We start from the raw sequence: 11,136 nt of genomic DNA on the forward strand, positions 1-11,136 counted from the left end.
GCTGAACGTGGACTTGCGCGCACGTACCCAGGTGCTTGGTCTCGATCGTCAGAAAAAGCGTCTGTTAACCGACAAAGGCAAGGTCGAGTACACGAAGTTGGTGCTTGCGACCGGCGCGTTGCCACTCCGTCTCTATGAGCGCCGTATCCAGCAGCATATCCATCAGCTGAATGACCTGGACCATTATGAGTCGCTGGCGGAACTGCTCAACAGTGGGAGCAAGCGCGTAATGATCCTGGGTGCCGGCTTGATCGGGTGTGAATTGGGCGATCACCTTGCTCGTGCCGGGCATGAGGTCGCGATCAACGATAGAGCCCCATACTTGCTATCTGCCGTGGTGTCCGAGGGTGTTTCGACCTACGCTCGCGATCGATACGTGCAGAACGGGGTCGCGTTCTTGCTCGGTACCACGATGAACGACGTCACCAAAGAAGACACTGGTTTGCAGATTCAGTTCGAGGATGGGGGCACGCTGGAGCGTGACGTCGTCATCTCAGCGATCGGTCTGAAGCCCAACGTTGAGCTTGCCGCCCGAGCGGGCCTTGATGTTGGCCGAGGTATCAAGGTCGATAACACCATGCGGACCAGCGACCCGGATATCTACGCTATCGGTGATTGCGCTGAACTCAATGGACAGGTGTTTTCATTCGTCGATCCTATCAATCGCCAGGCTGCCGTGATCGTGGATCAGCTTTGTGGCGAAGGCGAGCAGCGCTTCGAGCCGCGTGCGCCGATCGTTCTCGTAAAGTCTCGCTTCTGTCCGATCAAATCAGTACCGCCGGAGCGCTCGCGCCGTGCGGACAGTACGCTACACCGTGTGCGCAGCTCCGACCAGGGTGTGGTCGATGAATGGTGGAGTGATGATGGGCAACTGCTCGGCTACAGCGCCTGTGGCGATTTTGCCGAGAGCTATGAGCCAGCGCCGCACCAGGGTGACCGCGCCAAGCTGACCGCGCCAGCTGGGGCGACAATCTAAAGACGTCTAATTGTGCCGGATACCTCGCATATGTGCTCAACTCGGCATCCGGTTAGGCTTGACCATAACAGAGTAAGTGACATGATAGCTAGAATCGCCACTCTATTGTTCCTGCTCATAGGTGCTTGCAGTTATGCTGGTAATGACAACGAAGCATCAAAAGCCGCTAATGAAAATCAGGCATCAAAAGACGTCAATGAATATGACGCATCAAAAGATGCCTATGACTATGAAGCGTTAAAAGATAAGTATTATGCTGATCATCCCGGGAAAGGGAAATACGCAGACCTATGGGAGCCTATCCCGATCCAACAATACTGGAATCCTGTTAGTTTCTATGAGCCGCCAAATACCGTCGAAGGTAGCTTCACGGCCGAAGAATGTATCGCCTGTCACCAAACCACCAGCCCTGGGTGGGTGCATGCCTGGAGCGACAGCAGCCATGCCAATTTGGAAGAGATACGCAATCTTGAAGATGGTGACCCGCGATTCTATAAGAAGGCCAAGCTCGAAACGATTGAGAAGGAATTACAATCACGCGGTGTTCTGGCAGCCGATGAACAACTCGAGAGTGTGAGCTGTATCGATTGTCACGCTGGGGTCGGCAAAACCAGCATGGACCATCAAACAGAGCTGAAGCTGCCAGACCGAGCCATGTGTGGTGCCTGTCACGTACAAGAGTTTGCCGAGGCTGAATCGGAGAAAGAGCAGAAATGGCCGCAAGGACAATGGCCGGATGGACATCCATCCCATGCCATGGACTGGAAGGCCAATGTGGAAACCGCCATCTGGGCCGGCATGTCACAACGTGAAGTGGCCCAAGGTTGTGATATGTGTCACTACCAACAAAACAAATGCGATGGCTGCCATACTCGCCATACCTTCTCTGCCGCCGAGGCCCGTAAGCCCGAGGCCTGTGCCACCTGCCATAACGGTGTCGATCACAACGAATTCGAAGCCTACATGTTGTCGAAGCATGGCGTCATCTACGAGACAAGGGGGAAAGACAATTGGAACTTTGAAGTTCAATTGAAAGATCACCTAACTGAAGGTGATTACACTGCACCCACCTGTGCTACCTGTCACTTTGAATACAAAGGTGAATATTCACACAACTTAGTACGCAAAGTTCGTTGGGGCTTTAATCCGACCCCGGAAATTGCAGATAACCTAGACCATCCTTGGTTTGAAGAACGCAAACAAGCGTGGGTTGCTAGTTGTACTCAATGTCACTCTCAACGCTTTGCCAAATCCTGGCTGGATACGGCAGACAAAGGCACCATTCAAGGTCTTGAGGTGGAACAAGAAGCCAAACAGATCGTACAGAAATTGTATGATGATGGTTTAATGGTTGGACAAAAGACCAATCGTCCCGCACCACCAGAACCTGCAAAAGATGCCCCCGGCGATTTCTATGGATTATTCTGGGCTAAAGGCAATAACCCTTCATTCAGTGACCGCACCCATGCCGAGATGTGGGAGCATGATCTGATTAAGCATTACAAAGGTCTCTTCCATGTAAACCCAGGCGGCTTTACCTACTCCGAAGGTTGGGCTAGGCTGATGCGCCGTTACACCGAGATCCAGGATCGCAATACCCAGGTACGGGAAATGGCTGAGTTGAAGAAAAAGGTTGAGGAACTCAGCAAGTAATCTCGCCTGTACTGACCCTATGCCGAAGGAATTAGAGCGGCATAGGGTTTTTCTTCGTTAAACTTCGACTCGGAGTTACGCTATGTCTTTGCTTAGACGATCACCAATACTTGTTGCCTTAGTCGTTACTTTAATGGCTTGTGGTCATGAAAACAATGAGCAGCGCAATTATTCCAAGTCAGCCGTAGATGTATCCAAGTATCAAGACATAAATAGTCACTTACCTATCGAGTCGCTAGAGAAATTTGTAATCAAGGGCTCAGACGATCAAGAGCTAGAAATGTTTGTGGCTGAATACCTGGATGACGATGAAAAGCGTCGAGCCATCGTTTATCCTGTCCCTATGCAACAGAATGAAGAACAAATGAATGCAAGGGACAAGAAGAAACATCATCAGTATCGACAAGAAAAGTGGCAGTTTCTCTCTGCTGCCGTTAAAAAGCACGCCAAAGACTCGGATAGATTTATCACTTACTGGGACAACGCTCAACGTTTGCATCTCCTTACCGGAAGAACGGCTATCCCAGAACAACCTAGCGAAAAGGCTTACTCGAATGCAGAGGAAAAATTGCTTTGGCGAAAGGTTGGTGGTGGGTTTTCTCAGGAAGAGCAATTGAGTATCTTCGCGCAATGTTTAATAGGCAAGGCTGTTGATGCAAAGTCATGCTTGAGCCCGTTGTATACGGACACAGGTGATAACTATATCTTGATGAGTGCTGATGATATGGCACATATACAAGAAATCAGTCGTTTGACTGGCCAGGGTCTGCCCTTAGAGACGCGCTTGTTTGCGACCGATTCCGATCTGCACGGCCAGATCAGGCAGGTTAGGGAATGGGCTGGTGAAGGAGAGGGAACCGGCAGCTATATGCTACAACCTATGGATCAGAACTTTGTTCGTGCCTGGAGGATCATCGATCCGGCTTTTGAAGATTCCTTACTCGCCAGCTTGCTTCCTTTTACCACCGCTGCCGAAAAAGAATTTGCTGATTTAAAATTGGTCTTTCAATCCGATTGGGGCGGCTATCTGAGCCTGTATCAAGTCATCAACTAAGTCAAGTTTAAGGTGGGATTTGGAGTAAATTGCTTTGGGTGCGAACTCGACAAGAAAGAGAATCGGTGGTCACGGCGCAGGTGCTCAGCAGATCGGGGGACGACATGACGGTATCGGTGACCTGCCTACGAAGGCATCCTGGCCGACCTGTTCGCCCAGGATCAGGGTGTGATCGCCCAAGGCTGGATCGGGCCCGACAAGGTGTTTGTCGCGGAGGAAATGGCGAAGCACGACCAGACCTATATATGCCGGCCGAGGTCGCTGAAGCGCTCGAAGTGGCCGCTAAGATGGACCAACCCTATCGTGGAGGTAAGGCGCTGTGATCCCTGAACTCGGCCAGATCGCACTACTGATCGCGCTCGCGCTGTCGACGATCCAGGCCTTTTTCCCGCTGGTCGGCGCACAACGCGGGATGACCCGCTGGATGCTGCTCGCCTTCCCTGCCGCACAGTTGCAATTGCTGTTCGTCGCGATCGCATTCGGGCTGCTCACCTATAGCTTCTTGACCCATGACTTCAGCGTGCGCTATGTGGCGCACAACTCGAACACCCAGCTCCCGACACAGTATTTGTTCTCGGCGGTATGGGGTGGGCACGAGGGTTCACTGCTGCTATGGGCACTGACCTTGTCGCTGTGGACCGGCGCGGTCACCCTATTCAGTCGCAGCATCCCGCTGGCGATGATCTCGCGCGTCATTGGTGTGATGGGGCTGATCGCGGTCGGGTTCCTGTTGTTCATGTTGCTGACATCGAATCCCTTCGACCGGCTTGCCGTACCGCCGGCGGAGGGGCGCGACCTCAACCCCTTACTCCAGGACTTCGGCCTGATCATCCATCCACCGATGTTGTACATGGGCTATGTTGGCTTCGTCGTGCCCTTCGCGTTCGCGATCGCTGCGATGCTCGGCGGCCGTCTCGATGCCGCCTGGGCGCGCTGGTCACGACCCTGGACCAACATGGCCTGGCTGTTCCTGACCATCGGCATCACGCTGGGTAGCTGGTGGGCCTACTATGAACTCGGCTGGGGTGGCTGGTGGTTCTGGGATCCGGTAGAAAACGCCTCGTTCATGCCCTGGCTGGTCGGCACCGCGCTGATGCACTCGTTGGCGGTCACCGAGAAGCGCGGTGCATTCAAGGCATGGACAGTGCTGCTCGCGATCTTCGCCTTCTCGCTCAGTCTGCTGGGTACCTTCCTGGTTCGCTCCGGCGTGCTGACCTCGGTGCATGCCTTCGCCTCCGACCCGGAGCGCGGGGTCTTCATCCTGGTGTTCTTGGTGACTGTGGTCGGTTCCTCGTTGGCGCTGTATGCGGTGCGTACGAGCCGCATAAAGAGCACAGTGCGTTTCGAACTGGTATCGCGCGAGACCGGTCTGCTCCTCAACAACGTGCTGTTGGTGGTCGCCGCCGCCAGTGTGTTGCTCGGCACCCTGTACCCTCTCGCGGTGGATGCCCTGGGCCTCGGCAAAATCTCGGCCGGCCCGCCGTATTTCAATAGCGTGTTCGTTCCATTGATGGCGCCGCTGGTTGTGTTGGTGGGGATCGGCGCACTGGCGCGTTGGAAACGCGATCAACCGGCGAGATTGTCGAAGAAACTACGCACCGCTGCGATCCTGGCCCTGATCGTAGGCATCGCCTACCCGGCACTGTTTACCCCGCAGTACCTGTGGCAGGCGGCGTTCGGCATGACCCTGGCCGTTTGGGTGGTCGCTGCGACCCTGGTCGCAATCCGCGAGCGTTTGGGTCCACATGCGAACCTGCGCCACATACCGCGCGGCTTCTGGGGCATGGTGACCGGTCACCTCGGTGTCGCGGTGTTTGTCGTCGGCGTCACGCTCACATCGCTTTACTCGACCGAAAAGGATGTCCGTCTGGCGCCTGGCGAAATCTATGAGATGAATGGGTATACCTTCGACTTCGCCGGCGTCGAGCAGATCAAGGGCCCGAACTACACCGCCTACCGCGGCAACTTGGTGGCCAGCAAAGCCGGCCGGCAGGTGGCCGAGATGCATCCGGAAAAACGCTTCTATCTGGCGCAGACCATGCCGAGGACCGAGGCAGCGATCGATGCCGGTCTGACCCGTGATCTGTTCGTCGCCCTGGGCGAGGATTTAGGAGACGGCGCCTGGAGCCTGCGGATCTACCACAAGCCATTCGTGCGCTGGCTATGGCTGGGCGCCCTGATGATGGCGATCGGTGGCGGCCTGGCGGCCACCGATCGACGCTACCGAACCCTGGCGCGCCGCACCCGTCAGGCCGGGGCGGGCACTGCAGAGGTCGCGGCATGACGCGAGCCCTGCTGCCGTTGGGCGGCTTCCTGATACTGGCCGCCCTGTTGTGGTCCGTGCTCGACCAGATGAACAAGGGCGAGTACGACCCGCGCGAGGTACCAACCGAGTTCATCGGACAGCCGGCACCCGAATTCGCGCTGCCCGATCTGCTCGATCCCACGCAGACGGTGCGCCCCTCGGACATGGTGGGCCAGCCCTGGCTGCTCAACATCTGGGGTACCTGGTGCCCGGAATGCTGGATGGAGCACGAGTTTCTGGTCTATCTTGCCGAGCGTGAGGATGTCTCCATCGTTGGTATCAATTGGCGCGACGAGGCCGCCGAGGCCAAGGCGATGCTTACTCGCCTCGGCAACCCGTTTAGCAAGATCGCCTTCGATCCTCAGAGCGATGCGGTGATCGACTGGGGGGTGTACGGGGCACCCGAGACCTTCCTGATCGATGCCCAGGGCGTGGTGCGTGAAAAACACACTGGTGCGCTGTCGCCGCAGATCTGGCAAACCAAGTTCCTACCCTACTTCGAAGCAGCGGAGAACCCTTCTTGAGCCGGGCATTGGTATGGCTTTGCGCACTGCTGCTCGCCAGTGGCGCCACGGCACGGGTCGAGGTCTATGAATTCGATAACGCGGAGCAGGAGACGCGCTACAACAAGCTGATCGCCGAGCTGCGCTGCCTGGTCTGTCAGAATCAAAACCTGGCCGACTCGAACGCCGCGCTGGCCGTCGACCTGCGCCGTAAGACCTACAGCATGGTCAAGGCCGACAAGAGCGAGCGCGAGATCGCCGACTTCATGGTCGCGCGCTATGGCGAATTTGTCCTTTATCGGCCGCCAATCAACAGCAACACACTGCTGCTGTGGGTGGGTCCCTTCGTGATACTCGTGCTCGGCGTTGGCCTGTTAATCCGCACCATCCGCTGGCGACGCAATGCGCAACCGGCCGATATCGACCAGGCCAAGCTCGAGGCCGCCGCCGCCCTGCTTGAGACCGACAGTGACAGAAAACCCCGATGACCTTGTTCTGGATGATTAGCGCCGGGATGATTCTGGCGGCCCTGGCCCTGCTCGCGCCCACCCTGCTGCGCAAGCTACCGGGCCGCTCTGACACGACAGAGCAACTCAATGTCGCGATCGCCCGTGAGCGGTTGGCGGAACTGGTCAAGCAGCGCGACGCCAATGAACTCTCTGACGACGAGTTCGCTCAGGCCCGTCGTGACCTGGAGCTGGCGCTCGCCGAAGACCTGGGTGAGACCGCCACCGCTGAACCTGCGCGCACCGGACCCCAGGCCCGCTGGGCCTTGCCGGTCAGCGCGCTCCTGATCGTGGCGATCACGGTGCCGCTTTACGTAAAGATCGGCAACCCGGAACTCATCGAAGCTTCGGACAGCGACACTCAAGTCGTCGAAGGACACGGCGGAAGCGGCGAGATGCCGCCGATCGATGAGCTGGTCAAACAACTGCGGGCACGCCTGGAGGCTGAGCCCAGTCATGTCGAGGATTGGAATCTACTCGGCCGTACCTACATGAGCCAGCGCCAGTATGACGATGCGGTGTACGCCTTCGAGCATGTGGTCGAGCTGACGCCGAACGAACTCTCGGCTTTGCTGGCCTTGGTCGATGCGCTGGCGACGCGCGACCACGGAAAGCTCGGCGCACGCGCGGTCGAGATACTCGAGCGTGCCCGATCGATCGATCCGGACAATATCACCGCGCTGTGGTTGCTCGGCATCGCCGCAGCCAGCAACGGCGACCTGCCCCAGGCAATCGAACACTGGCAGCGCGCCTACCCGTTGGTGGACGAGCAGCCAGAAATGCAAGAAGAGCTCGCTGGCCTGATCCGCCGCGCCGGCGGCGAGCCACCTCAGACGACCGACGATCTGCCGCCCGCCATGGCGACCGCGCCAGTCGCAGCAAGCAGCACGCCGCAGACCACTGGTGCCGCGCCCGCAGCAGAGGAGGCGGCGATCGTGGTCGAAGTCGCGCTGACACCGGCGTTGATGGAACAAGTCGCAGAAACCGACACGGTGTTTGTGCTGGCGCGCGCCGAGAGCGGCCCACCGATGCCCTTGGCGGTCGCCCGGCATCAGGCCGGCGAACTGCCGCTACGCGTCACCCTCACCGATGCCATGGCAATGATGCCAGCACTCAAACTGTCATCCTTCGACCGGGTCAAGGTCAGTGCCAAAGTCTCGAAGAGTGGCCAGCCCAGGATCCAACCCGGCGATATGCTGGCCGGCGACCGGCTGGTCGAGACGGGTAACCCACCGGAAAGCGTGCAGTTGGTGATCGATCGCGTCGTCGACTGACGTCGAGCGGCCGTGCTCAAGCGCCTGCCATCGACAAAGCGCATCTGGACCACACAAGCTACCGCCACAAACTGGCGTCTCCGGCTTCATCGCGGGCGAGGTCGGCGCCGGCACTGCGGCGCAACGCCTGGTACTGGCTGCCGACCCCTGGCGGCGGTGCTCGGCGCTCAGCGTCAACCCTTCCTCGGCGGCCAGGGCGCGCGCAAAATCCTCCGACCAGTCTTGCGGATCGACCAGGTAGCCCTCGCTGTCGAGTTCGACGCGCTGGTCGCCGACCGGTAGCCACTGTGTGCTCATGCCCGGATAGGCATTGCGCCCGCTCGGCAGCTCGCCGGGGCCGCCTTCATCGAGACCTTCACTGCGATCATCGTGTGTTCTCCTGTGTGGCAGTTGCTCTGCGAGTCGCTCTGTTCGGTTCTGCTCTATAAGCTAGTCCTGATATACAGTTCAGGCAAGCGAAAGTTATTTGACTTTAGTATCTGTTTTTCCGATATTAAGCCCTCCAATTGCCGCCTGGGTCTTGAGCGACACTGATCTCGAAGCGGCGATCGACACCAAGTGCGATCGCCGGCGCGTGAAGGTAGGCTGAGAGTTGAACGCTGATGGACATCGACCAGATAAAGACCTTCCTCGCGGTGGCCGCGCACGGCAGCTTCCTCGAGGCCGCCGCGCAGGTGCATGTCACCCAATCGACGGTGAGCGCGCGCATTCAGAGCCTGGAACAGCAGTTCGGCACGCGGCTGTTCGTGCGCAACCGCGCCGGCGCCAGCCTGACCCATGCCGGCGAACGTTTTCTTCGCCACGCCAAGACCCTACTGCTGACCTACGAGCAGGCGCGCCACGAGGTGGGTCTGCCGAGCCGCTTCCGTGCCAGCCTCACCCTGGGTGCGCGCATCGCGCTCTGGGACAGTCTGCTGCCGCGTTGGATCGGGCGCCTGCGCAGCCACATGCCGGACATCTCGCTCAACACCGAGATCGGCTTCGAGGAAGACCTGATGCGCCGGGTCATCGCCGGCACCATGGACTTGGCGCTGATGTACAGCCCGCGCCAGGCCGCTGGCATTCAGGTCGAGTACCTGTTCGACGAGACCCTGATCCTAGTCGGCCCGGACCCGGAGCGGCGCGCGCTCGACGACAGCTACGTCTACGTCAACTGGGGGCCGACCTTCTTCGCCCAGCATCGCCAGGCCTACCCGGAACTGGAGCGCCCGGCGCAGACCGCCAACATCGGCTGGCTCGGGCTGCAGCTGATTCTCGCCAACGGCGGCACCTGCTTCGTGCCGGAGCGGGTCGCGGCCTCCTATCTGGAGGGCGGTTGCCTGCACCGCATCCACGACAGCCCGAGCCTGCGGCTGCCGACCTATGTGGTCTATCCGACTGCGGGCAGCCGTGACGTCGTTGACGCAGCCCTAGAGACGCTCCGTGCGCTGATCCGCGCTGAGCATGGTGAAACTGAGTAGGGCTGAAGCTGAAGCGAAAGCGAAAGGCGGAGACCAGCTCGCCGTCCTAATCCCGCGCCACCGGCAGCCCAGCATGGCGCCACTCGGGCAGGCCATCGGCCAGGCGTCGGGCCTCGAAGCCGGCCTCGCGCAATGCCGCAACCGCCTCGAACGAGAGCACGCACCAGGGTCCGCGGCAGTAGGCGACGACCTGACGCTCCGGCGGCAGCTCCGCCAGTCGGGTCTTGAGTTGGTCAAGCGGGATATTGAGGGCGCCCGGCAGATGGCCCTGGCCGAACTCCTCGGATGGGCGCACATCGAGCACCGTCACCAGCCCATCTTGCGCCTGCTCCAACAGTTCAGCCGCCGGCATCGGCTCGAGCGCATCACGCTGCAGCAGATACTGCGCCATCAGCTCAGCGACCGCATCGCTGCGATCCTGGGCGATGCCGCGCAGCGCGGCGAGGGCATCCAGCGCCCGCTCATCGCCGAGCGAATAGCGCACATACTTGCCATCGCGCCGCGCATTGACCAGCCCTGCGGCCTTGAGCTGCTGCAGATGCTTGGAGGTGTTGGCCACCGACAGCCCGCTGAGCCGCACCAGTTCTTCGACACTGCGCTCGCCTTGAGCCAGGTAGTCGAGCAGCTCCAGCCGCGCCGAATGCCCCAAGGCGCGGGCGATCACGGCGAGATGCTCGAACAGCTGTTGTTTGGGCGATGCAGACTGGGTCACGATGAGCGGCTGGCAAGGACAGGACACCACAGTATAACGCCACGCGCATCAGAACCCGCTCGCCATCCCTCGGCACTCAGCCTTCACCAGCTAACAGCCGATAGCTATCATTCAACTTTATATTTGAATGATGCCGATATTCATGGGATACTGCCGCCTTCAATCTCGACTGCGGAGCCCATACCCATGACCACCCTGTTCATCCTCAACGATCCCGCTTACGGCACCGAGCGTAGCTTCAACGGGCTGCGATTAGCGAAGGCCTTGCAAAACAAGGGCGAGACCGTCAGCGTCTTCCTGATGGCCGATGCCGTCTCCTGCGCCAAGGCCGGGCAGAAGGTGCCGCAGGGCTACTACAATCTCGAGCTGATGGTGAAGGGCGTCGCCCGTAAAGGCGAGATGCTGCTCTGCGGCACCTGCATGGATGCGCGTGGGATCACCGATGAGGAGTTGGTCGAAGGCGCGCGCCGCAGCACCCTGGATGAGCTGGCTGAGCGCACGCTCGCCGCTAACGAGGTGCTGGTGTTCTGAGTGGTGCCCGTTTGTGTGGAGTGCGCACGCCAGCGCCAGCGCTGGGCGACCTCACTGATAGTGCTTGGCCAACGGCGAGACGGTGTTGCCTGCAAAATCATGAGCCACCAATGAAGCTGTCGATCATCATCCCAGCCCTGAACGAGGAGGACAGCATCGGTG

The 11,136-nt window shown here is 59.3% G+C and carries 11 protein-coding genes and 1 pseudogene; 10 read left to right on the forward strand and 2 right to left on the reverse strand.

The genetic code is table 11. From position 1 onward, the window contains the following. From AC54T3_RS16580 to ccmI, 8 genes are all read left to right on the forward strand, one after another. Positions 1–976 (forward strand): NAD(P)/FAD-dependent oxidoreductase (locus AC54T3_RS16580; RefSeq protein ID WP_496626426.1); only part of this gene is annotated, 976 nt, incomplete at its 5' end. Between the two features lie 81 nt (positions 977–1,057). Next, the gene (locus AC54T3_RS16585; protein ID WP_496626427.1) at positions 1,058–2,629 is read left to right on the forward strand and encodes a multiheme c-type cytochrome; all 1,572 of its coding nucleotides are present in this window, start codon (positions 1,058–1,060) and stop codon (positions 2,627–2,629) included. Positions 2,630–2,711: 82 nt separating this feature from the next. Continuing rightward, positions 2,712–3,683, forward strand: coding sequence for a hypothetical protein (locus tag AC54T3_RS16590; protein WP_496626428.1), 972 nt, complete (start codon positions 2,712–2,714; stop codon positions 3,681–3,683). A gap of 168 nt (positions 3,684–3,851) precedes the next feature. Next, a complete protein-coding gene (locus tag AC54T3_RS16595) occupies positions 3,852–4,013 on the forward strand; it encodes a hypothetical protein (protein WP_496626429.1) in 162 nt (53 codons plus the stop codon). Continuing rightward, positions 4,003–5,967, forward strand: a complete 1,965-nt coding sequence (locus AC54T3_RS16600) for a heme lyase CcmF/NrfE family subunit (protein ID WP_496626430.1) — start codon at positions 4,003–4,005, stop codon at positions 5,965–5,967. Before AC54T3_RS16595 ends, AC54T3_RS16600 begins: the two co-directional genes overlap by 11 nt. Continuing rightward, positions 5,964–6,512, forward strand: a complete 549-nt coding sequence (locus tag AC54T3_RS16605; protein ID WP_496626431.1) for a DsbE family thiol:disulfide interchange protein — start codon at positions 5,964–5,966, stop codon at positions 6,510–6,512. The genes AC54T3_RS16600 and AC54T3_RS16605 overlap by 4 nt, the downstream gene beginning before the upstream one ends. Then, positions 6,509–6,979, forward strand: coding sequence for a cytochrome c-type biogenesis protein (locus AC54T3_RS16610; RefSeq protein WP_496626432.1), 471 nt, complete (start codon positions 6,509–6,511; stop codon positions 6,977–6,979). Before AC54T3_RS16605 ends, AC54T3_RS16610 begins: the two co-directional genes overlap by 4 nt. Further along, positions 6,976–8,271 (forward strand): c-type cytochrome biogenesis protein CcmI, encoded by a 1,296-nt coding sequence (gene ccmI / locus AC54T3_RS16615; protein ID WP_496626433.1) that lies wholly within the window; start codon positions 6,976–6,978, stop codon positions 8,269–8,271. Before AC54T3_RS16610 ends, ccmI begins: the two co-directional genes overlap by 4 nt. A gap of 165 nt (positions 8,272–8,436) precedes the next feature. Here ccmI and AC54T3_RS16620 read toward each other — a convergent pair. Next, positions 8,437–8,568: pseudogene (locus AC54T3_RS16620) on the reverse strand (TusE/DsrC/DsvC family sulfur relay protein); the annotation flags it as partial. A gap of 305 nt (positions 8,569–8,873) precedes the next feature. Here AC54T3_RS16620 and AC54T3_RS16625 point away from each other — a divergent pair. After that, positions 8,874–9,731, forward strand: a complete 858-nt coding sequence (locus tag AC54T3_RS16625) for a LysR family transcriptional regulator (RefSeq protein ID WP_496626434.1) — start codon at positions 8,874–8,876, stop codon at positions 9,729–9,731. Positions 9,732–9,777: 46 nt separating this feature from the next. Here AC54T3_RS16625 and AC54T3_RS16630 read toward each other — a convergent pair whose 3' ends face one another. Beyond that, a complete protein-coding gene (locus AC54T3_RS16630) occupies positions 9,778–10,443 on the reverse strand; it encodes an ArsR/SmtB family transcription factor (protein ID WP_496626435.1) in 666 nt (221 codons plus the stop codon). Positions 10,444–10,629: 186 nt separating this feature from the next. Here AC54T3_RS16630 and AC54T3_RS16635 point away from each other — a divergent pair, with 186 nt between their 5' ends. Then, positions 10,630–10,974 carry a DsrE/DsrF/TusD sulfur relay family protein gene (locus tag AC54T3_RS16635; RefSeq protein ID WP_496626436.1) on the forward strand — a complete coding sequence of 115 codons (345 nt, stop codon included), beginning with the start codon at positions 10,630–10,632 and terminating at the stop codon, positions 10,972–10,974. Positions 10,975–11,136: the final 162 nt, after the last annotated feature.

The sequence above is a fragment of the Halochromatium sp. NSM3 genome (assembly GCF_059621085.1).